The following is a 23054-nucleotide window of genomic DNA, read 5'->3' as shown; positions in this document are numbered from 1 at the left end:
TCCCTGTTAGTCTCTGGTAATCTTGCTGAACTCCCTGACAATCCGTGAAAAACTCCCGATTTCAATTCCCGTTACGATAGGGCCGATAATCAGCCCCTTGAAGCCGAGATCTAGAATTCTATCTGCTTCGTCCACGGTAATCCTCTTCTGGGTTGGAATAAAGGAAGGCAGTCCTGAAAGCTCAAGCACTTCCAAATAATTGAGAAGGTCTTCCAGCGAAAGATCTTTCCCGTAGTCCTTGGGATCGATGATCGAGATCTCTACCGCATCTGCCCCAGCTTTCTTTAAGTATGAAGCCATCGACTTGGAATATGTATGATTAAGAGCCAGCATCTTGCAGAGATCGTTCTTCATAACATATAGAGGGGCGTAGTCGACGTATACGTCAAAGAAAGACAGGCCGAATTTGCTCATTTCCCCTAGTTCCTCTTCTGACGCCATTGTTTCCGCTCCGGGAACGATTCCCATACAGCAGCCAAGAGCAGAATGGATGTTCTTTGCGGTCTCTCTGACGTCGGTCCATGTGACATGAACCTTTCCAGTCACCCTGTGCTTCACATTTATGTGAAGCTTAACTGCGTCCGCACCGTTCTCAACTGCAGCCCTCGCGTATTCCAGACTGTTCTCGGGAAGACTGACTACCAAGAGTCTGCCTTTAGAATCCATTAGCTCTCTGAAATGCATTACTTCTCCCCCCTTAGAGTTTCACCTTCCATCAAGAACGGTTCCACAAACACAACTCCCTTTGATTCAGAGTTCCCCTCCATCAATTCCTGAAGCATTGTTACTGCGATTCTTCCAAGAAGATATGGGTTTAGTGCGACGGTAGTTATTCTTGGAGAGGTCATTTTGCAGAAATCTAGCCCACCAAATCCAATAACCCCTATCTCTGAAGGGATGGAAACCTTCCTGTCCTGTAGAGCCTCAATCACACCTTTCGCAAGCCAATCGGTCGTGCAGAAGATCACTTCTCTGTTTCCAGGTGTTCTGAGATGTCTCTCGATGGCCATTCTTCCATCTCTCTCTTCGAAGGAGTTGCATTCGATAATCTTTACCCGCTCAGTTGGGAAACTATTTTCACTAAGACACTTGAAGAAACCTTCCAGTCTATCAGCAAATGTCGAGACGTTTCTCGGCCCTGTAATGACGGTAACTGTAGAGTAGTTATACCTGATAATTTCATTGGCGGCGAGATAACCGCCTCTGACATTATCATTGTTTACAGACGCTAGGTTTTCCAGGCCCGAGTATTTGCCGATCAAGACGACCGGAATCTTCATTGCCGACAGGAAAGTCTTCAGATCGTCAGGCATTGGGATGCCTCCCACGATCAACCCTTCGACAAGATCGAGAGGGATCAGCGATTCATCGAAGCTCTTCTTGCTTCTGATCGACTGAACCAGGCAGTGAATATCCGATGACCCGGCCCCTCTCAGTATCCCCCGCTGAACTCCTGAGAAGAATTCATCGCTTTCGATTGATTTATGAGGGTTGGAAACGAAGAACATCACAACCTTACTGCCGCGGCCACTGGATATCTCGCCCGGGTATCCAAGCTTCTTCGCGACTCTCAAGACCTTCTTTTTGGTGGCTTCGCTTATGCGGCTGTCATTATTGAGTACTCTGGACACGGTTGAAATCGCCACGCCTGTGATTTCCGATATCTCTCTCAGAGTTGGCAGAAAAAGACCTCCTAACTCGTCAATTCTATGCAAATCGTGCAAACCTGAATTCTTCATGTGATTCTAGCAATTAAGAGTCGGCGAAACTAATGCCATGAGGATTGATCTACAAACTCTGCAAACGTATATCCACAATCACCTGCGATTAGAGCTATTATTCTCATTGATATGAAAGAAGGGTATTGTCCTGGGTAATGCAAACTGTGCAAAGGAGTAAGCGATCCGTTCTGCTAAATGACCCGTCATAGGTAACTCGGCTACTTGTACCGAATTCCAGTTCTTTCGACTTTCTTCCCAACAGAGATCTCTAGAAGCAAAGTTGCTTCAGTAGACTCGCGAAAGTCATTTCTTGAGAAGGATCTCTATCTAAAACAGTTCATCCGCTAAGTTATTCGGTTCTCATCGTCACTTTCTGTCCTAGATCCGACTGACTGAACAGGCAATGGTCAAACAGAATCGATTCAAGGTTGCGTATTTGTAAATCAGCTGCAATTCTATCGTGATATTGATGATGTAGTTGAGTATTGTCTCCATGAACTCCGTAGAAGTCTGTCCTATTTGAAAAGTCCGGTTAGAAGAACGTATACGTTCTAGTAATGCTGCGCTTATTCCAAGTGAAGTATCTGATATCCGGGAAACGTGCTTAGAAAGACGCTTCGCAGGTGGAAGCGTACTTGCTTGATGGTGGCTCAGAGAAGGGGGGAAGATAGAGGCAGAGGAAGTGAGCAAGAGTCGAATCTGAAGTGGTAGGAATGGAGAGGCAATCGTCCATTGTGAGAGAGGAAAGGCCGTTGGCAGAGGTAAACTGGAATACGGTCATCTTGATCTGCTGCCTGGCGCTTGAAGGAGGGAGAAAGTGATATTGGGGATCTTTCTGAAGGACAGAGAAGCCAGTTTAGAAGGTGATCGTTTTGAGATAAAGATCGACAAAATGGAATCGATTTATGCGGTCGCCGCTCTGGGTTCTGAAAAGCCCAGAGTCTCCTTTGAGGACTATATTACGACTACAGATATACTTCTCAAGAGGGATGAGGAAAACATGATAATCCTGGAGTTCGAGGACTTCGCGCCTCCGGGAAGAATAAGAGAGTTGCGGCTGATCTCCGATGAGCTTACGTTATCCGTGACGCTCGATGAGAAAGAAACCGAAGAGATCGCCGAAGGGTTCAGAGACCATCAGCCTCCCGAAGACTTTCTCTCGTACTTGAAGAGAAACATGAAGAAGAGCGAAAACCCTCTCATGATGGCCAACTTGGAGCAGGTCTCCAGTTGAGATTGCAGTTGTTTCTTGCAAGTCGAGAGCCTTATTTACGGTTGCTCAGGTGGAGAATGCGATTTTCCAACCCTTCCATGGTTACCAACCAATAATTGCCGGCAAACAGGTAGAAATTGATCTTAAAACCCGGCACGATCGGGTGGACCGATTGTGTTCGTTACGATGCGGTATTTGAAGAAAGAGGCTAGAGGTGCGAATTGATGGTTTCGAAGGTCGAGGTCTGTCACTCTTGCATATCTTCACTTCTGTCCTCTTTCGTCTGATCTTTGAAACACATCTTCCAGCTCTTCGTTTTCCTTCCTCAAGGAAGGATTTTAGAGCAATTGTGCCCATTCGTTCAGAAACGCTTTTGGGCAAAAGTAAGGTGGCCAAAGGAGATATGAGTGAACCCCTCTCTCACGGGAACGGCATTTCCTTTTAAGTGAGTACGCAGAAGAGATCCGATGAATAGTTGAGTTTCTGAGTTTTTTCAGCGAAAGTCCCTTCTGAACTGAACTCTTGAAAAGGGAGATGGATAGACCCAAATTCCTTATAATTGAAAAAACAGGTGCTTAATGTGACTAGCCAAAAATCACAAATATGAGGCTTGACGATTTTTGCTAAGGACAACCGCTGCAGTTATAGTGGGTATATTGATTCGAAGGATAGGGAGAGGCAGTTTTCTTGAGTTCAGAGTGAATTGTGAAATCTAAGAGAATATGGAGAGCCTCTGACGATACTTGATCAAGGAGGGCAACTATCTTGAATACCTATCAGAAGAGTAGAATTGTCTATCTTAGAGATCTTATGGAGATGGGTACAGAATACTCCGGGCCGGATTTTGATCGCGAGAAGCTTCTTTATGAGGCTTCTTCCGACACCATCGAGGAACTCGCGAAGCTACTGTGCGAAGTGTTCGATCTCGAGTATGAAACGGTTATAGAGAGCGAATTGTTTTTGCTTTATTATTGGAGTGTTTTCGTCTGGGACGAAAGCATTCCCTTCGAAACAAGATTTGCTGCGGCGAAGGAGATCGTCAAAATCGGCGACAAGCTCCGACGTGAGAATCTGAATAGCGCTTCCAACAGAAATTCTGCGGGTTCAGATGATGAAGAGTCAGTCTATGAAGCAATGGGGGTAAATGAATTCAGAGGACCTGAAATGGCCCGATGGTATTATCTCGCGGGTCTCAGCGCGCTTTCGTGCTTCCTTCAGCATGCCGGAACAATTGATTCGGATATTGAAGATTCTGAGGAGAAAGAACTTGACTATCAAGCAGTGAGGCTGGCGAAATACTGTCCAAGGTTCTACTTGCAGTACGTTAATCCTTATTCCGATGTCGTGTTCGGGCTTATTGAGCCTATGGTGGCACACTATGCCCTTGGTCTGAAGAAAAATGTTGAAGTGTCACTGCTGCAGTATATTCTCGAAGATACTCATGCCGGATTGATGGCAGGATATGGTACGTCTGTACTTGCCCTTATCTGTCTTCTGGTAAATAAGGATCAGCAAATAAGGAGGAAGGCCGCCACTGTCGCGGAAAATCTGCTTGAGTGGAGTGAAGACCAGGTCAGCCCTCTGTATATCATTGTGAAGAATTCGATTGTTGATGATTCTCTTCCATTGATTCTTGGTGAAATTGTACGCAATACAGATTTCTCTCATTCAGGAAGACCGATCGTGAAATTTATTAGAACGCTTCTGAAAAACAAGGAAAAGAAAGAAGCGACAGATATAGTGTGTGGAGTGTGCTCTGTTCTCCTCGATGAGGAATCCCTCGAAAAGTCGGAATCACTCGAGGAGCTGGTTTCATTTGTCACAGAGCTTAAAACCGATTCAAATACTCGATTGGCAGCAGCTCTTGTGGCAGAGAAGGCAGGCTATTCATCGAAAGCAAAGCTTCTTTATGAAATGCTTTCGAAGGCTGACCATAAGCGTTTTGATCGGTTCGTTTCTGATTCGAAAGTTCCACAGGTACTCTCGATAGATCTCTCGTTGAGCACGGAAATGGCCCGTCTTCTTGAACGAGCCTATCATTCAACAAAGTATCTCCACAAGATCATTTTTGAGGAGAGAAAGAATCTTATTCCCGGCCTAACCGTTTTGCGTTCTGGGGATTCCCCCACAATCGAGTACAACCTCCCACCAGGAAATTACAGATTGATGAGGCTTGCCTCGATACCGGATAGTTCTGAAAGAGTTGTTCGGATGGAAAACGCACTTGCGAGAGACCCATACGAGTTTCGGCTCTACTCAATGCTGGGTAATGGGTACACTGAGATAGGCTTAGACAATAAATGTCAATACATTCTGGAAGCCGGTTATTCGAAATTGGAAACTCTATTAGGGGAAATCGAATCGGAGTCTTACTCACTCGAGTATGATCGTGCGAACAACAAGCCTCTGCTGGATCTAATCGTTGACTATGCGGATTTTCTTCGAATAAGGGTCGGTGATCAGACTCGGGCAATAGAAACCTATGAAATGCTTCTCGATATAGACCGGGAAGATGGTGTGCATGCAAAGCACGGGCTTCTCAACAGCTTATTCAGGCAGAAAAACTTCATGAAAGCCGAGAAGTTGCTGGAACGCTACCTGGAAGAGGAAGATGTAGATTTTCTTATGGGGCGCGCCTTCATCAGTGCAATAAGAAACAGAAAACAAGATGCCAACATATATCTGCTTCGCGCGTTGAGAACGAATCCTCTGATTGTAGAAATGCTCTTCAGAGATATGGGATCTGTGAAGTTCGAAGAACTGAAGGAGGAGGATGACGAAAGAGAAGCTGCAATGTATGCGCTCGACTATCGTCAGGTCTGGGAATCCAGCCCCAAGGCGTACAACTGGCTCAAGACCCGCAGGATATCCGACTGAACGATACGCTGGCTCGGTTTTCTTGGCCGGTAAGAGCCTTTACTGGCTAGTCTTTGCTTTTCTTAGAGGGCACGGTCAAAGATTTCTATCGTTTGCTGCTCGGAATCAGGGAATGCATTTCTGCGTTTGTCTCATCAATGTTAAAAATGGAGTCACCGAGAAAAGAAAGAACTCCGGGACTAGAGAAGGCACCTCGCATAGTGGTCCTCGCCGATCTTCTTCATAGGGGGTATCTCGAGAGAGCAACTTTCTCCGGCGAATGGGCAACGCGGATGGAAACGGCAGCCACTAGGTGGATCGATTAGGGAGGGAATATCTCCTCCCGTTATGAGAGGCTTTCGCTTTAGACCAGTTTCTGGGGCTGGCGCCGCCGATTTAAGCAGCTTTGTGTAAGGGTGGAAAGAGCTGTTAATTATCTCTTCTGCCGGACCGATCTCCATGATCATGCCGGCATACATAACTATTATTCTGTCGCTCATATAACGGGCGCCGGCCAGATCGTGGGTTATGTATATGAAGGATACTCCATGTCGCTCTTTGAGGTTTAGCATCATGTTCATTATGCTCATCCTGTTTGAAACGTCGAGCATTGAAGTGGGTTCGTCGGCCAGAATGAGGTCGGGTTCGATCGAGAAGGCTCTGGCGATATTCACCCTCTGTCTCTGACCTCCAGAAAGCTCATGGGGAAACTTCCGTGTAAACTGTTCGGGTGGCTCAAGGCCTACCTGAATTAGTATGTTATAGACCTTTTCCGCTACTGATCTTTTGTCCTTTGCAATCTTGTGAATTATGAAGGGTCGTTCCATAATCCCGCCAACCGTTCTTGTCGGATTCAAGGCTCCGAAAGGGTCCTGAAATATCATCTGGACCCTCTTGTGGTGTTTCAGCTCTTCTTTTCGTGACATGTTGCCGCTCAACTCTCTTCCTTCAAACGCTACTCTGCCTGAAGTCTGCTTGTAGATCCTGCTTATTACGTTTGCAGTTGTAGTTTTTCCGCTGCCGGACTCTCCAACTATCGCAAGCACTTCTCCTCTTCGCAAAGAAAAAGACACGTCGTCCATTGCATGAACAACCTTTCCACGCATTCTGAAAGAGTTCAGGGGGAAGTGTTTGTTGACCGCTTCAAGAACCAGAATGTTATCGTTCACAGGGCCTCGGCTCCTTTGTGAAGAAAACACGCGACGCTGTGGCGATCGGCGATCTCCTCCAGCGAGGGGCAGGACTCTCTACAAATAGACATTACCTGCGGACAACGAGGGTGAAATCTGCAGCCGTCAGGCGGTTTCAAAAGGTCTGGAGGCTTTCCTTCGATTCCGCCCATGCGCTTTATCCTGCCCGTGAGGGACGGGAAGGAGTTCATCAGCCCTTTTGTGTACGGGTGCAAGGGCCTGTTGAATACAGATTCCGAGGATCCATACTCCACTATCTTACCTGCGTACATGATGGCCAGAGTGTCGCTGATCTCCACAAGTAATGAGAGATCGTGGGTGATGAATATTACCGAAAATCCCAGAGTCTTCCTAAGCTCCTGTATCTTCTCGATTATCGTTCGCTGCACAACAACATCCAACGCCGTTGTCGGTTCATCCATTATGATCAATTCGGGGTTCAGAATCAGCGCCATAGCAATCATAACCCTCTGTTTCATCCCTCCCGAAAGCTGATGAGGGTAAGAGTCGAACCTATCTCTAGGAATGTCTACCAGCTTCAACACTTCGATAGCCCTGTCGCGAGCGTCTGTTTGCGATGGTTCTCTGTGGGCATGTATTGCATCAATGAGCTGCTCACCGACTGAAAGAACCGGGTTGAGTGCATTCATGGCAGATTGGAACGCCATCGAAATATCGACCCATCGTATCTTCTTCATCTGCTCTTCGTTGAGTTTCACCAGATCGATGCCCTTAAAAATCAGACTGCCGCTTTCTATAGTGGCGTTATCTTTGAGAAGTCTCATGATCGCATAGGCCAGTGTTGATTTTCCGCATCCCGATTCACCGGCGATGCCCAGGAAGCCACCTCTATCGAGGTCGAATGAGACATCGTCCACAGCATGGACGAAGCCGCTCTTGATCCTGTAACCGGCCACAAGATCCTTACACTGAAGTAACGGAGTCATCTCACTTCTATCCAACTCAATCATCTCTTTCTTAGCTTGGGATTGGAGATCTCGTCGATGGCAAAGTTCATGAGCGCAAACGAAGTCCCGATCAAGGCAATGCAGATACCCGGAGGGAGGAACCACCACCACGCACCGGACAGAAGGGCTCCGCTGTTTTGAGCCCAGTATAGGATCGTTCCCCAGCTCACTATCGAGACATTGCCGAGTCCCAAGAACTCGAGAGTCGCCTCTCCCATGATCGCCGCCATTGTTGATGTAAAAAAGGATGCCATTACCAGTGAGATCATGTTGGGCAGAATCTCCCTGAAAACTATGTAGAGGGGCTTCTCACCAAGGACTCTTGACACCCTGACGAAATCCCTGTTCTTAAGACTAACAACTTGAGAGCGGAGTATCCTTGTAGGCCAGGGCCAGCTTGTGAGTCCAAGTATAAGGACGATTGGAATAACTCCCCTAACTGTTATATACGCGGCAATGACTATCATCAGTGGGAGGCTCGGGATGACAAGGAAGACGTTTGTAAACAGAGAGATGATGTCATCCACAATGCCCCCGAAGTACCCGGCCACAAGCGCAAGTGTGAGGGCAAGAACCGTTGTGAACAGTCCTGTCACAAGCCCCACAGTAAGCGTGATTCTCGTTCCATAAACCATCTGAGAAAAGAGATCCTGCCCTGCCTTCGTCGTTCCGAGCAAGTGTTCTCTTGAAGGTTTTGCATTTAGCGGGAGTTTTGTTGTGACTTTCTCATATGTGGTCGCGATCGATTGAGTGTAGACTCTTCGTTCTGTGAATTCATCGATCTTCTCCCTTTCGATAGTTGTGGTTCTGCCCATCTCTTCGTCCACTATCCTCAGAACATCCACCTTGTTCGTCTTTGGATCGTAAGGCGCGATCAATGGGGCGAAGATCGCAACTCCTGAGAAAAAAACAAGTATCATAAGCCCGAACAGAGCCTTTCGATTCTCTATGAATAGAGCAAGAGTGTCCTTTAGCATCACTTACCACCGTCCCGGACACGGGGATCGAGAATCAGAATTGCGATATCTGCGATGAAATTGGCTACGAGAACGGCAACTGAAATGAAAAGGAATATAGCCTGCATCAGAGGATAATCCTTGCTCTGAACCGCCTGATAGAGCATCAGCCCGACTCCCGGGTAGGCAAAGACCATTTCGGTCAGCAAACCGCCTCCGACGACGAATCCCAGAGACATTGCGAAACCCGTTATAGATGGCAGTATAGCGTTTTTTGCGGCGTATAGAGTCTTGATCCTACGCAGCGGGAGCCCTTTGGCTTCGGCAACGGTGATGTAGTCTTCGGCCAGCACATTGATCATGTTGTTCCTCATAGTTAGTATCCATGCCCCCATAGAAGAAATAACGATTGTCAGGGCAGGAAGTATCGCATGTTTCAGAACAGAGAGGAAGAATTCCATCGTCCCCCTCTGAAGCTGCGGTGTGTAGGCGTTTCCGAGGGGAAATATCGGCAGCCTGAAAGCCAGAAAGTATATCAGCAGCAACCCGAGCCAGAAATATGGAAAGGAACGCACGAAGATAAAGAGTCCGACAGTGAAGGAAGCGAGCTTCGTGTTACGCTTCCACGCAACGCCTATACCTATTATCGTGCCGAGAAAGAAGCTGATTATCGTAGCCGTACCCATCAGCCCAACTGTCCAGGGTACGGCGACCTGCAGTACTCTCCAGACAGGAGTCGGGAATCTTGAGATAGAGATACCCAGATCGCCCTTAAGGAGGTTAAGAAGATACTTTCCGTACTGGACAAGCAACGGATCGGACGAATCGACGCCAAAGGCAGCCCTTATTGCTTCGAGCGATTCCAGAGGAACACCTTGCATCTTGTCCATCAGATCCTGCGCAGGATCACCGGGCATCATTCTCGGAATGAAGAAATTCAGAGTGACTGCAACAAACAAGGCGAAGAGCAACAATCCGATCTTTCTAGCGAAGTAAGCCAATGCTGTTTAGAAAGCGTCTCTCTCTTGAGGAAAGCGAGCCTTCCTTACCCCCTCTCGTGAATATGAATAAGCCTCGCGGGCACTAGGGCCCGCGAGCTATATCCAGCAAATTACCTCAAGTGTATAGAAAGCAAGATGGGCATCTTGTCCATGCCTGTCGGTCTGGGTTCGGCATAGGGATTGTCGGCATTGGGCCAGCCGACGAAATTCCTTGTGCTGTACTCGAACCACACAGGATTGAAGAACATTGGTACAGAGGGAAGATCCCTCAGGAAGATGCTTATAACCTCCTCCATAATCTTATCCTGAACCTGTGGATCGGTCTGTTTCTTATAGCTGTCGAGGAGTTCGTCGATCCGATCGTCTTTGTAGCGCATTCCATAATAATTACCTGCGTTTTCTCCAATCGGCGCCCAGTGCTTTGAATGTACCCAGTTGTCGAACTGATAATAGGGACTGGTTCCTGTAACGGAGATTCCAAAAAGCATCTCGTAGTTTCCGTTGAACATCATGTCTTTGTAAGGAGAGGGCCAGGCGGCCAGAGTAACGATAGCCTCGATTCCGATCTCTTTCAGTTGTCTTGCCACCTCTTCGGCTCCCATTATCCAGTCGGTCCACCCCGTCGGGACATAGAGATTCAACGAGAGGGCCTTGCCGTCCTTTTCGTAGATCCCGTTCCTGTTAAGCTTGTAGCCTTCTTTCTCGAGCAGATAGCTTGCGTAATCGGGGTCGAATTCGATGCCGTACTCCTTGAGCCCCTCTTCTGCAAGTCTGAGATAGCTCGCTTTGACACCGGCCAGCGAAGCAGGGACGGCTCCACTCGCCATTATTCTAGTTATCTCTACCGGATCGATTGCCGCAGCTATCGCTGCTCTCACATTGTAGTTATCGAAGGGCCACTTAAGGTTGTTTAGGTTGAGGAAAACGAGGTTTCCTTCGGGAAGCCAGTACTTGAAATGTTCGGGATCGGCCTTTACGAAAACCTCATCGATATTTGCAACAAAGTAGCCTGCCCAGTCGAATTCGCCCCTGGCGAGTCTTAGGGAAACCTGCTCGTTGGTTGTGGTTAGCGTAAGGACTTCGTCTATGTAAGGAAGAGGTTTACCGTCTTCGCCTATCTGCCAGTAATTTGGATTTCTAACCACGCTGAACGACTGTTCGCTGAATGAGCCTTCCTTCAGAATAAACGGTCCGGTGCCTACGGGGATTCCTTCGCCTATCCAGGTTAGAGGATCATCGACTTTAGACCAGATGTGCTCTGGAACTATGAAGACACTTGAGAATCTCTGAATAATTGTTGTATCGACCTCCGAAAACTCGAATGTGACGGTCATCGGCTTGTCCGATCGAACTCCGGTGACTCCCGTCGACCAAAGACTTGCGACGTCTAGCGCCTTATTCTCTCTTCCCAGTTCTACAGTAAACAGAACGTCTTTCTCAGTAAAGAGCATCCCATCGTTCCACAAAACGCCCTCTCTCAGGTTGAAAGTTAGTTCTAGAAGGTCGTCGGACCACTCATAGCTCTCTGCAAGCCAGTTCATGATCCTTCCGGTCATGGGATTGAAGTAGATAAGAGTCTCGTAGAAACCTCCGATAGCCATCTCGTTGGTATTTGGCGAGAAGGGGTTGAAGTTTTCGATCAGGATACCCTGCTTAATGGAGGTGATCCTGACGGTCCCTCCCCTCTTGATTTCGGTGGCAAACAAACTTGCTGAAATCACCAGTGATGCGATGGTCAAGATAACAATAACCTTTTTCATTAGTTCCCCCCTTTTTTACAGGTTTTGATACATCATGAATATTATAGTCACTTCAATATCCAATTCCAAAGTCAGCCATTGTCTGTTAGATGCAATGGCGTACTCTTAATACGCATCCCCTGTCCACTGTTCAAGAGTCAGGAGCCTTTCACCGAAAGGATTAATCGAGAAAGAGCATTGTCGAGATGTTCGCTGCGCTCACGAGAAGGCGAGGCCGACTTCGTCGGGAAGCAATGCTGCTTCGCAGGAAGTGATGCTGGAATAAAACAATAGACGCAAGGCTGGGCAAGAACGGCCCAGGTCGCAATGCCGGCGAAGAACATGCCGGGACGCAAGGCTGGCGAAGACCACGCCAGGTCGCAATGCTGCCTTTGGCAGGAGGCCTTCTCAGGTCAACCGTCAACAAACAGTCCACCGTCCTCCGAATCGGAATTCCGGCGAAGATTGTTCAGGGATGCAAGGCCTTCTTCGCGGGGAAGCTTTTGTTGGGTTCAACGTTGTCTTTACAGCGATCAGCGGGTTCATGTTCTTAAGCGTACAGCGGATCTAGGAACGAAGAACAGATCCTCGCTCTGGAACGAACAACCTGCTCTCCTCGGCGAACGGAGAACCGCTCAACGGTCAACCAGTTTCTTTTGCTCTTACCAACCCCCTACCCGCTACCCCCTACCACGGTCAAATCGAAATCTCGCTATCGACAGTTTTTATGTTTCAGGAGGGCTTCCCATTCAAAGAAGATCGCGAGGAGTTCTTTGTCTAGATAGTGCAGTGCCTTGGTTCTTATGTCATACGGTATGCTGTAGTAAGCTTCGGCTATCGCTCCGGTTATTGCTGCGATTGTGTCGCTGTCTCCGCCAAGCGAAACCGCAGTGCGGACTGCATCTTCGAATGAATCTGATTCTAGGAAGCACTGTATGGCCTGTGGCACTGTTTCCTGACAGGTTTCATTGAAGTCATATGATGGGCGAATCTCATCGATTGTGAAATCCAGAGAGTAGTAATCTCTTGAGATCCTGACGCGAATATCCCGCTTTGAGAAGCCTTGACACGCAAGGAAAATGGCAATGGTAGTCGCCTCAGCCCCCTTTATGCCTTCCGGGTGGTCGTGAGTGACAGAGGTTATCGTTTTTGAGAGGCTTATCGCTTCCAATTCATTTCGCGCAGTGAATCCCACAGGGCCAATGCGCATAGCAGCTCCGTTGCCGAAGCTATTGTACGGCCGAGGGTTGGCGCTGAATATCCATCTTCCAAACATTCCCCCATAACCGCAGTTAGGATAATTTCGACCGATCTGCTGCATATATTTCACTGTAAGCTCTCTTAGCAGACGGTCATAGCACATACTCAGCCTGTAGTCTTCTCGCGATTTGTCAACAACCTTCTCAGTTTCCATGATCGCTTTGGCAACGGCAAGGCTCATTATACTATCGTCCGTAGCAAAGCACTCATCTGTGAATAGTTCAAAGGCCTTGCTTCGGTGATTATTGAACTCAAATCTCGACCCGACGATATCGCCGACAATTGCTCCCAGCAAAGTTCACACCACACCTCTTTCATGTTGCTTGAGATTTTCCATTCCAAGTGTAACATCATCGACCTGAACGCAGCTGGAGGTTCCCACCCTATGCCTCTTCAGATGAATCTAGCAGCTCTTATCCTTTCCTGGAGATCGCCTGTGATTGCATGGAGCACAGTATTGTTTGTCAACATAAATCCGCTCCACTTGATAGAATCGTCCTTTAAACTAACTTGCGGGAGCTGAATGAGTTATGTTGGCAATAAGCAGGTGAGTGAAGTCAGTATGCAGAATGGAGCGGATGTTGTGGATGAGAAGATCAAAGAGGCTCTAGTGATTAAGAACGAGAGGATCATCAAGGCGGTGATTGAGAAATCGAAGCGTGTCTGCCCGGACTCGGTAGCGTTGGTCGGCATCTATGGTTCATTTGCCACTGGAGACATATACGACAAGTCTGATTTAGATCTCTTCATTGAATAAACGATTCGAAAGGATACAGAATAGGTTCATGCTTCATTTTGGGAGACGTTGCTCATGATATCTACTGCACGAGCTGGCAGCAGCTTGAAGACATGGCTAAATATTCGACACCATACATCTCAAGGCTGATGGACGTGAACATCGTCTACTACCGTGACTACAAGCAACCTCAGAGGTTTATGGAGCTTCGCGGTAAAGCTATGGAACGTCTGAACAGCCCGCTGAATTAACACGATCTGAGGAATATATTGATGCATTTCGGGTAGGCTCAGAAGACTTACGCAGAGTTGGTTCTGAGTGAAGAGTCCGGAAGAGTCAAATACGAGTCGGCCAAATTGATCAACTCTATCGAAATGATCATGTATCTAATCAACAAGTCATATGTAAGTCTTGGGTCTAGACACATACCTGAAGAGATCGAAAGGATGCGGGAATTACCGATTGGATTTCCAGGTCATTACAGACGACTCATCGAGGCCGATACACTGCGTTCAATTAAAGAGAGCGCAACTTCGCTTTTGCGGTGTACGGGGGAGAAGATAGAAGAGATCAAGTACAGAGTTAAGGGCAAGAAGAAACTTGATTCGCAGGCTCTTACAGGTAGTTACGAGGAAATCTATTCGAACTGGAGAAACAAGATGGAGCTTGCCGCAAAGACCGACAACAAGTACTTGTCTCTCATGACGGCCGCAAGTTGCCAGCGATTCTACGATGAAATGAGAGAGGAGTACGAAGGCGTGTCTATCGATCTGATGAAGCACTTCGATATCAACGATTTACAGAGGTCGGCGAGGACCTTCGACGGAGCAATGGAAGAGTACAGATTGCTCTATGACGAAAACAGAGTCCAGGTGAAGAAGTATCAGACAATCGAAGAGTTCGAAGAGGACTATCTTGCGTAACTTCATAAACCGGATAGCTGGATACAACATGCTTTGGATACTATATAAAGATGTTCGCACCAGTTGCTGACTGGGAATCGGAAAGAAGAATCTCCAGGAAGAAAGATTCGGGGCTCTGAAAACCCTCTGCCCCGTATTACGTATGTAGTGGCCGCTTTTCTTCTGGAATGCTCGGTAAAGTCCTTCTTTGAGAGCTTCAAAGAGAAGGCTTCTAAGATGCGCTTTTCATAAGCTGTTTAGAGAGTCAATTGTCTTCTGAGTCTGTTTGGCTTTGATTCTTCGAGTTGGGTCGCCAGTTCTTGAAGAAGGTTTCTCTTGGCCTGGCAAGATCTCATCAGAGCTGTTTTCGAGCTGTACCGTTCCATGTCTTCTTGTCGATGAAAAGGGCCCTTTGGAGACTACTGTTATCAGCAATTTGTGTTGGAACGATAGCTCCGGTCTAGTCTTACGTCCTATTCTGCTTTCTCTAATATGTGTTCTTCAGGCGTTCATCAGGGTCGTCAAAGTGGATTTGCATCCGATCGAAGGATTCCGGGTCGTACTCTCTTCCCAGCCAGTCGATCAGATCTTCTCGATCAGGGTGCTTCTTATTCTTCATTGCCTCAACAAGATCACGATAACCCATTGTTCCTCCAACATCTTCAGGCGGGCAGGCTCGTTCACCGGCGATGCATCTAGGATACTTGACACTCAAGTCTCTACCGAGAACCTCTTCGAGAAGAATATCGTGGATCCAGTTGTCTCCGAAATCATAGAGGTATGACGCCTTTCGGTTATGAATCGAGAGATAATCGGAAATGCGCAGTTTTCTGGAATCGAGAACCTCCTTGAAATCGTCTTCAATAGGAAGCCCTATATAAACAAGCTCGTCACTCTTCGGATCAACGACCTGAAATTCGTGTAGATGGTAATCAGACCAGCCCATAGCATCCTGAATTGCGACGTGAAGATCCCAGAAAGTGTAGATGTCCGGAACCTGTATTCGTCGCCAGATTAACGGTGTGATGTCAAGAAGCATTATCTTGAACTGATAGATCAGCTTGTATCCCTTCTTCATCTTTTCACCTCGCTTATGGTTGGATAAACTATTATAGTGCTCTACCCATTCATGGGACAACACGTTTGGCTAATGGGATTCATAAAGACACATTGGAGACCGAGAGTTGTGGTTGTAGGCGATCCACCCTCGGAGAAGAGAGAGAAATCAGTTCCACCAGATGCAAGTTGCTGTGTGCCAAGAAGGCGAAGAAGGAAACTTCAAGCCATGCTTAATTGAAGATGAGGGAGGGCCCCTCGAAGCCGCCATGCAGGTGGCGTGACCCTGGTACAGGCTTCGATTAGGAACTTGGGAACCTGGATCTGGATGTTAAGGGAAAAGCCGCAAGTGGAAGACCCACGAGGGTGAAAGTACCGATGCCAGATTCAGGGGCGGAACAGTCCGTAGTAGTGATGAAGCTCCTGTAATGGGAGCGGAGCGAAGGGACTGTGTTATCCAGTTTTGTAGGTTAGTCAACCAACTCTGTGCAGACAACCGAAAGGGAGGAACTGTGAACAGAGGAGAGGGAAGTGCTAACAGACAAAATGAGGTCGTATGAAATCCCCTTTGTACACTGGACAATGGGGATATTCTATATGGCTGGATAATGGGAGCCGGATGAATCGAGAGATTCAAGTCCGGTTCTGAGAGAGCCTGGGGGTGAAATCCCCCTGGGCTACTCACCGGGATTATCGGTTCTCCGAGAAAACCTAGAGAGCGAGAAGACGTTTTGAGTTTGAGGTGAAGCCTCGCTTCTAGAAAAACCATATTCGAGAGTATCAAGAGCAAGGAGAGAAAGCAGATCATGCATAGTAAGAAAAAGCAAAAGGCCGGGATCGGGGGTTGCGGTAGGGATTGGAAAGAGCAAAGCGATATCAGTTGGCCGTTAAACGGTTCTCCTTTAGCCGAGGGAAAAACCAGTGCTTCGTTCCAGAGCGAGGATCTGTTCTTCGTTCTTGGTCAAACCAGAAAAGCTACATGAGACGAAAAAAGAAGGGTAAGACTCTGAATCAAGTTCAGATGACGCGTTGTGACATTTTTGCTTTCAGGTCTCTAGCCTGCAACTGGAACAAGCAACTCCTCACTGCTCTTCGAAGGACGGCTCTTACAGCATGACAGAATCTGAGTTTTTCGCTCTACCGCTTGCAACTTGGAACATGCAACTTGGAACTGCTTTTTCAAAGGACGTCTCCTCACAGCGTGCAGCGTCACTTAGCAAGCGACTAGTGATTCTTATGGAGCCGGTCAGTCCCCATTTTCGCCCAGACTGCAGCCATGTTTTAAAGACTAGATCCCGTACAGGAGCCCGGAACAGGATCCCCTAAACAGATGCATATTGGGGCAGGCTCCTGAACAGGGACTTATCAGGGCAGGCTATGCGGAGTGACGGTCTTTCTTACTTCAGGTCATCCTGGCACGCTTCTGGCCAGGATCTAGATCTTTGAAACAGTTGCAAGTGCAATGTTGCAAGTTGAATAAGAAAATGGTTGTCCGTTATCGGTTCACCGTTCTCCGAGCAGAGCTTCAAGACCTATGAAGCTCTTTGGATGATGATCTTAAGTCCTCCCTTGAGGGAGGAGTGCCACAAAGTGGCGGAGAATGTTTGTTTCAAAGAAGAGCATCGAGAGAACGAGATGAGGAGAGAGGACGAGAAACAGGAGAGAGTTCTCGTCTTCTCGTGAGCTCAGCGAACGTCTCGGCAATGCTCTTTCTCGATTGACCTTCTCGGTGAACGGGTTCATGATCTTGAACGGTCAACGGAGAACGGATCTTCATAGCGTTTCTAAGCCCGCGAAGCTGAACTGGCCTCGCCAAACGCGAAACTGGCCAGGCGAAGCCTGACTGGCCACCGAAGGTGACTGGCTTCTCTCCCATCTTCATGTGAGCTCAACGAACGTCTCGACAATGCTCTTTCTCCTTTGACCGGTTGATCATACGTTATTGGTGGGGAATTGGCTCAGAAGAGCTTTGCTTCATATCTCGCTTTCTTGTATGAGCTTGAGTGTCTCTCTTGTAGTTGCGACTCTGATCAATGCTCTTACTCGCTCTTCAAAGAAGTCTTTGTCGCCTGTAACAAACACATCTGGTCTAGCCTTAATAGCGGAAGCAAGAATCGGAGCATCGTACTCATCTCTGATTATCTCAATACATTGCTCCACTTCGCTTTTGTCTGGAAAGGGCAGTATTTCTGCATCAAGTGATTCGAGAATATCCTCGTAATCGTAATCTTCGATCACACCTGGGAACTTCCTTCTCAATACTCTCTCAACCTCTGAAACACTAAACTTTGCCAGCAGAAGCACATGATTGGAATGCACCATGGTATGCAAGAGGAGTCTTTCCATTCCGTCAAAAACAATGCCTGAGAGGAATGTGTTCGAATCAATCATCACTCTCATGGTAAATCTCTGTGAAGAGCTTCTTTCTGACCTTTTCCAGCTCGTTTTCCAATTCTTCCTTAGTATAGCCTCTGGCCTCCGCCTCTTTCTGAAACTCCTTGACTATCACGTCGAAAGGCGACACCAGCTGATAGATTATCTTATCTCCTTCCACAGAGACCTTGAACCTGCTGTCGGGAGTGATCTTCAGTTTATCTCTCGCTTCCTTTGGTATTGTTATTTGTCCTCTCTCCGTTGGCCTAAGTAATCTGGTCGACACGCCATCACCTCCAGCAAGTAATATGATATCATGAATTCATATTTCCTATGTATGATCAGTTTTCTTCATCAACGATGCTGTTAAACGAGATCAATTATGAAATCAACACAACTTTCATCCCAAAGCAGGTCGGTTTCATCAGAGCGGTGTTAGTTGTTGTATCGGCAAGCACAAAAGAAGGGAAGGAAACAACACGCGGGGGTTCGGGTCTGGAGTCTGGGGTTTGGCGAAAAGAGACGATTTGCTCTGCAGTCATCCCGCGATCAGTTCTTTGAACCTATCGAAGGACGGGTCCTTGATCCGGGACGAAGGACCAAGGACGTCCCCTCACAGCTTATAGCGTCACTTAGCAAGCGACCAGTGATTCTTATGGAGCCGGTCAGTCCCTATCTTCGTGCTGCCTGCAGGTACGCTTTCAAGACCAGATCCCGTGCAGGATCATCACGGGATGACCCTGAACAGGGACTTTTCAGGGCAGGCTCCTGAACAGGTGCATTTCAGGGCAGGCTACTGAACAGGGACTTTTCAGGGCAGGCTACTGAACAGGGACTTTTCAGGGCAGGCTATGCGGAATGACGGTCTTTCTTACTTCAGGTCATCCTGGCACGCTTCTGGCCAGGATCTCGATCTTTGAAACAGTTGCAAGTTTCAAGATGCAAGTTGCAAGTCGCAGGAACGGTTATCCGTTATCGGTTCACCGTTCTCCGAGCAGAGCTTCAAGACCTATGAAGCTCTTTGGATGATGATTTTAGGTCCTCCTCCCTCAAGGGAGGATTTAAGATCAAGATCAACAGGAGTCAAATACAGGGTATACTGCCAAGGTTGAAGAAGCATAATATGATTTCTTTTAGCTCCTTAACTTATGGGTAATGATAGGCCTTGCCCGAACCAATAACTATCGCGTCGAATCTTCTGCTGTCCAATACTTTGCCCTCCTCTCTAGTTTAGGTTATTTAATATTTTGGCGTTGGTCAAATCTGACTGTCCTCAATCATCTACTCTTCTCTGATTGAGAGAAAAATCCTGTCTCCAGACATTATGGAAAAGATTCAGTTGTTGCGAACACAGAGTAGCAACGCAAAAAAGTGGGCATTATCTTCGTTCTCAGATTCTTAGGCGTGGATATGGTTGGTTTCTACTCTCAGGGTTAAGAATAAGACCCCCGATTCAGAGAACTGCTTTCTCTGAATCGGGAGTTCTTTCAAGCAATTAAAAGTTTCTTAACTATTTCTTAACCGTTAGGATTTAGTGCTGAATAGAAGGTCCATATGCGGGGAATGTCAACACGGTTCGTATATTGACTTGTGTCATTCCATCAACAATCAGTGGACTGGAAAAACCTTGCGCTCTTCCTATGCCAAATTCTTCAGAGATGATTGTACAATCTATCTTGAAGCCTGGTTCATATGGATGCATCATAATGGGCGCTGCGGAATGATAATGAATAATCATTGGATCTTTCCCGGAGGGAGTCCTATCGATATTGTAATCCCCATACACTAACATTGATCCAGCCGGAACAAACTTTCCCTGTTCGCCGCCATATTCGCCATAGAGAACGGTATCTTCCATGAGCATTACCATGAATCCACCGTCTCTAACAACCCAGCCTTCGGAAGGCACTTCTTCTCCTGAGCTTACATAGGCGCGGTACTCTTCTCTGGGATCGAAAGCAAATGGCATTGCTGAGGGGAGATTGGGACCAAACTGTTTCTCGAAATATGCATCTGCTTCAGCGTGAACTTCTGCAATCTCTTCGTCGCTTCGCCCCATTACATCTTTATGATACCACATCGAAAGATCTCCTTCAACCGGCGCTACATCTGCATTGTAGCGACCCGCTGCCATATAGACTATGTACTTGTCGAAGCCTTGAGGGGTTGGAGTTACTGCAAAACCCGTAATCGAAACTGCTAGTGCTGCGATAACAGTTAATATGATACTCACGGTCAGTTTTCTGGTCATTTCTATCCACCTACCTTTATTGAGATGAATTGATTGTATCAACCAATTACAGGTGGGTTCTGTAATCTGTACTACAAAACTGACAAATACGAGATGATGAGGTGTCTCACAAATCAAATAGATAGAATGAATGATATCCATAATCTTTCTCAATTAGCGATGGTTTAGGTGGTTGTGAATGACCACAATATTGTAAGTGAGAATCTTGAGGCCGACTGGTATATCAAAGTCTCTGTTCCTTGTGTACCATATGGATTCTGAACCATCAATGATATCTTCAAGTATGAATTGGTTCTCTCTAATTCTTCTTATCTAGGTTTGTATCTTGGTCAGCAACAAAACCAGCAACTACAGTATCTTTATCTTATCGTACTCTTTGTTCCTTCTCCTCTCATTCTTTACAGTTCCCTTTACAATGAACTTGTCCATCCTTGTGATAAGATTTATTCAGGCTTCCTTAAAATTCATAATTGATTTAATGCAATCATCATTGAGTCTTTTGGATGCTCTCCTTTTTGTAGCGCCCAAATATATCAGCAGCTAGTTGCTGATGAAGTTCAAAAGAGAATAGGCAGAGTTCGCAGAAGGTGATAGATATGAAGAGTAAGAATCTTTCAAACTTGAAAACGACGACCGGATCTAAACAGTTGATGAAATTGACCCTTATTTCAAAGCTCGACATTTTTCGCGACTTGTCCGATGAAGAAGTTGAGCAAGTTGAAGCAATGGTGAGAATGACTTACTGCAAAGCAGGACACGTGTTTTTCAGTCCCGATGAAAAGGTAGAGGTCTTGTATATGTTGAAGAAAGGTAAAGTACAGATCTACACGATCAATCAAGACGGGAGACGCCTTATCATAGATACATTGGGCCCTGGAACTTTTTTCGGAGAGATGTCACTGACTGCACAAAGTATGCAAGAATCTTTTGCTGAAGCTATCGAAGATTCGCTAATATGCGTGCTCGGTCGATCCGATATCGAGGCGTTGATTATGTATAAGCCTATCGTTGCAATAAGATTGCTCGACATCGTAAGTCAGCGATTACGTTTGACCCGCCTAAGGTTAGAAGAAACGGTGCTCCAGAGTGCCACAATCAGAGTATGTAGTACTCTTTTGAGACTGTCGCAGGATAGTCTTATTATAAGAATTACCCACCAAGAACTGGCGGACACTACTGGTCTTTTTCGAGAGACTGTAACCACAATTCTTGACGAACTTCAATTATCTGGAATACTTGAATTGTCTCGTAAGAAGATTTCGATCAAGGATAGATCGGAGCTGCAAAGGATAACAGAGATGTGATTCGAATCTCGCTCTTCAGGACTTTAACATCCCTAAGATTTCTCGACTCGTATCCTGGTTATTCCTGACCGAAAGGATAATGGATGAAGATCTCGGGGTCAGACACGCCCTGATCGTTTACATCTGTGTTTCTGTCTCCATATACTAGGAAACGGGGCCCCGACTTCGACTCAATTTGCAGAAAGTGATCCGGCTGGTTCGGATAGAATACGGTTCCTATTGAAGCCGCGCTGCTGTTGCCAAAAGGCAGAACAATTATCCTGCCGCTCTTCACCAAAGCGTTTTCAACGAATATTGTCGCGGCTACGGTTCCTGCGATCTCCATTGGATGTGTACCACCCATAAGTAGAAAAGTGGGTCCGGGAACTCCGCTGTCCATGTAATAGACTGGAGTATCCATGTTCGTTCCCTTGAGAGGTTCGAAGTAATCCGAGAGCCATCCGGTGCTCGTTACACCATAACCTGCACGAATGTCAGGCCTGAAAAAAATTGCCATCGAAAATGATGCAACGAGAACCAGCATGAAGATGATAAGAGTTTTTCTCATTTGCTATTACCGCCGATCGTTTAGAGAAAAGCAAGGGGCCTAAGGCCCCTATAATCTATCTCACAAAGAATTCATTGAGAACTTCAACTAGATCCACTGTCTTTTCGAAAAGCTTGAGGGGAATGGATCTCTCCTCACTTATCTTGGTGAACAAATCGTCTTGATTAGCGTCGACTTTAGCAAATAGAGCGTCGGCATATGGCGCTAGAGCCTACAGGATTTCATCGGATGAAGAGTCTCTCCGAGACTCTCCTTGAAGGTTGTCAACGATTATTTTGGTTCCGTAATCTTTGGCCTTCCGAGCGAGAAGCAAGACTCTCTGAAGTTCCGCGTCAATCTCTATCCCTGCAGCTCCTAGACCCCTTCCACTTGCGCCAACGACTATCATTAGCGTTTTGTATCTTTCAATTTCAAACTGATCGGCGTTAAGCAGCTTTTCGAAAGTGTGTTCGATCTTCGCCATTTTGGCTACGACAGTTAACTGAAGGGCACCGGGAGACTGACCAGCGGAGGTCACTATCACCGGCTGCTCGAACCTTACTTGCTCATTTTCCTGCGCAAAGCAGGCAATACAGACGATCAGCAATCCAACTATTAGTATCGTTCTTCTCATGATCATTCTCCTCAATACTCAGGAGCTGAGGCCTCTCCTTCTCTTCTGAACCTAATTTCCCGGACAAATTATACCTATGAGTTTGGTTGAATCTTCAGACTCTGGAGTATTTCGCGTTGTGGTTTGGTAATCTCAGTAAGGATATGACCGTACTTGCCTGAATATCGTACCTGAGTTAATGTTTCCATCTCGAGAAGGAGTTCTCGGACGGTGTATTTCTCAATGAGTTTTGTATCACGCATTTTCTTTCTCAAAGCACTCATAAGGATCAAGGCAATGAACTGAACAAAGAGTCTGCCATCCATAGAAGCAGCACTGTGAATGCGCAGGCGTTTCATGTCCAGCTGATTCTTCAAGTCATCAAAAGA

Annotated in this window: 18 protein-coding genes and 2 pseudogenes; 5 read left to right on the top strand and 15 right to left on the bottom strand. The window is 46.8% G+C overall.

The window, feature by feature from the left end; translation table 11 throughout:
• Positions 1-6: 6 nt before the first annotated feature.
• Complete coding sequence (locus tag Q502_RS12380; RefSeq protein ID WP_102818892.1) at positions 7-684, bottom strand: hypothetical protein; 678 nt, start codon at positions 682-684, stop codon at positions 7-9.
• Entirely contained in the window at positions 684-1724 is a 1041-nt protein-coding gene (locus Q502_RS12375; RefSeq protein ID WP_181456429.1) for a LacI family DNA-binding transcriptional regulator, read from the bottom strand. Before Q502_RS12375 ends, Q502_RS12380 begins: the two co-directional genes overlap by 1 nt.
• A gap of 814 nt (positions 1725-2538) precedes the next feature.
• Here Q502_RS12375 and Q502_RS12370 point away from each other — a divergent pair.
• On the top strand, positions 2539-2955 hold the full coding sequence (locus Q502_RS12370) for a hypothetical protein (protein WP_102818894.1): 417 nt from the start codon (positions 2539-2541) through the stop codon (positions 2953-2955).
• Positions 2956-3699: 744 nt separating this feature from the next.
• Positions 3700-5811, top strand: coding sequence for a lipopolysaccharide assembly protein LapB (locus Q502_RS12360; protein WP_112109534.1), 2112 nt, complete (start codon positions 3700-3702; stop codon positions 5809-5811).
• A 179-nt stretch (positions 5812-5990) separates the two neighbouring features.
• Here the strand turns inward: Q502_RS12360 and Q502_RS12355 are convergent, their stop codons facing one another.
• The 6 genes from Q502_RS12355 to Q502_RS12330 form a co-directional block, all read right to left on the bottom strand.
• Positions 5991-6959, bottom strand: coding sequence for an ABC transporter ATP-binding protein (locus Q502_RS12355; protein ID WP_102818898.1), 969 nt, complete (start codon positions 6957-6959; stop codon positions 5991-5993).
• Positions 6956-7927, bottom strand: coding sequence for an ABC transporter ATP-binding protein (locus Q502_RS12350; RefSeq protein ID WP_102818907.1), 972 nt, complete (start codon positions 7925-7927; stop codon positions 6956-6958). The genes Q502_RS12355 and Q502_RS12350 overlap by 4 nt, the downstream gene beginning before the upstream one ends.
• A 20-nt stretch (positions 7928-7947) precedes the next feature.
• Entirely contained in the window at positions 7948-8925 is a 978-nt protein-coding gene (locus Q502_RS12345; RefSeq protein WP_102818899.1) for an ABC transporter permease, read from the bottom strand.
• Positions 8925-9905 carry an ABC transporter permease gene (locus Q502_RS12340; protein ID WP_099830083.1) on the bottom strand — a complete coding sequence of 327 codons (981 nt, stop codon included), beginning with the start codon at positions 9903-9905 and terminating at the stop codon, positions 8925-8927. The genes Q502_RS12345 and Q502_RS12340 overlap by 1 nt, the downstream gene beginning before the upstream one ends.
• Positions 9906-10015: 110 nt before the next feature.
• Positions 10016-11665, bottom strand: a complete 1650-nt coding sequence (locus Q502_RS12335; RefSeq protein WP_102818901.1) for an ABC transporter substrate-binding protein — start codon at positions 11663-11665, stop codon at positions 10016-10018.
• A 691-nt stretch (positions 11666-12356) separates the two neighbouring features.
• Positions 12357-13199 (bottom strand): ADP-ribosylglycohydrolase family protein, encoded by an 843-nt coding sequence (locus tag Q502_RS12330; RefSeq protein ID WP_112109533.1) that lies wholly within the window; start codon positions 13197-13199, stop codon positions 12357-12359.
• 228 nt (positions 13200-13427) lie between these two features.
• Between Q502_RS12330 and Q502_RS12325 the strand changes: the two genes are divergently transcribed.
• Positions 13428-13661, top strand: coding sequence for a nucleotidyltransferase domain-containing protein (locus tag Q502_RS12325; RefSeq protein ID WP_102818903.1), 234 nt, complete (start codon positions 13428-13430; stop codon positions 13659-13661).
• Positions 13662-13948: 287 nt separating this feature from the next.
• Positions 13949-14563: a hypothetical protein gene (locus Q502_RS12320; RefSeq protein ID WP_102818904.1), complete on the top strand. Its 615-nt coding sequence runs from the start codon at positions 13949-13951 to the stop codon at positions 14561-14563.
• A 466-nt stretch (positions 14564-15029) separates the two neighbouring features.
• Here the strand turns inward: Q502_RS12320 and Q502_RS12310 are convergent, their stop codons facing one another.
• The 4 genes from Q502_RS12310 to Q502_RS12285 all read right to left on the bottom strand — a co-directional run bounded on the left by Q502_RS12310 (position 15030) and on the right by Q502_RS12285 (position 20222).
• Positions 15030-15620 (bottom strand): plasmid pRiA4b ORF-3 family protein, encoded by a 591-nt coding sequence (locus Q502_RS12310; protein WP_102818906.1) that lies wholly within the window; start codon positions 15618-15620, stop codon positions 15030-15032.
• Between the two features lie 1952 nt (positions 15621-17572).
• Complete coding sequence (locus Q502_RS12300; RefSeq protein WP_099830075.1) at positions 17573-17998, bottom strand: putative toxin-antitoxin system toxin component, PIN family; 426 nt, start codon at positions 17996-17998, stop codon at positions 17573-17575.
• Complete coding sequence (locus Q502_RS12295; RefSeq protein WP_099830074.1) at positions 17982-18257, bottom strand: AbrB/MazE/SpoVT family DNA-binding domain-containing protein; 276 nt, start codon at positions 18255-18257, stop codon at positions 17982-17984. The genes Q502_RS12300 and Q502_RS12295 overlap by 17 nt, the downstream gene beginning before the upstream one ends.
• Before the next feature lie 1245 nt (positions 18258-19502).
• Positions 19503-20222 carry a hypothetical protein gene (locus Q502_RS12285; protein WP_099830072.1) on the bottom strand — a complete coding sequence of 240 codons (720 nt, stop codon included), beginning with the start codon at positions 20220-20222 and terminating at the stop codon, positions 19503-19505.
• A gap of 596 nt (positions 20223-20818) precedes the next feature.
• Here Q502_RS12285 and Q502_RS12280 point away from each other — a divergent pair.
• On the top strand, positions 20819-21526 hold the full coding sequence (locus Q502_RS12280) for a Crp/Fnr family transcriptional regulator (RefSeq protein WP_099830071.1): 708 nt from the start codon (positions 20819-20821) through the stop codon (positions 21524-21526).
• Positions 21527-21584: 58 nt separating this feature from the next.
• Here Q502_RS12280 and Q502_RS12275 read toward each other — a convergent pair whose 3' ends face one another.
• The 3 genes and pseudogenes from Q502_RS12275 to Q502_RS12265 form a co-directional block, all read right to left on the bottom strand.
• Positions 21585-22073, bottom strand: a complete 489-nt coding sequence (locus tag Q502_RS12275; RefSeq protein WP_099830070.1) for a hypothetical protein — start codon at positions 22071-22073, stop codon at positions 21585-21587.
• Between the two features lie 55 nt (positions 22074-22128).
• A pseudogene (locus Q502_RS12270) lies at positions 22129-22686 on the bottom strand (DUF6305 family protein).
• A 74-nt stretch (positions 22687-22760) separates the two neighbouring features.
• Positions 22761-23054: pseudogene (locus Q502_RS12265) on the bottom strand (transposase); the annotation flags it as partial.

Origin of the sequence: Mesotoga sp. Brook.08.YT.4.2.5.2. (assembly GCF_003351125.1) — a bacterium.
In the GTDB taxonomy this organism is placed as follows: Bacteria; Thermotogota; Thermotogae; order Petrotogales; family Kosmotogaceae; genus Mesotoga.
The sequence above is the reverse complement of the archived record's forward strand: the minus strand, read 5'-3'. Positions and strand labels throughout refer to the sequence as shown.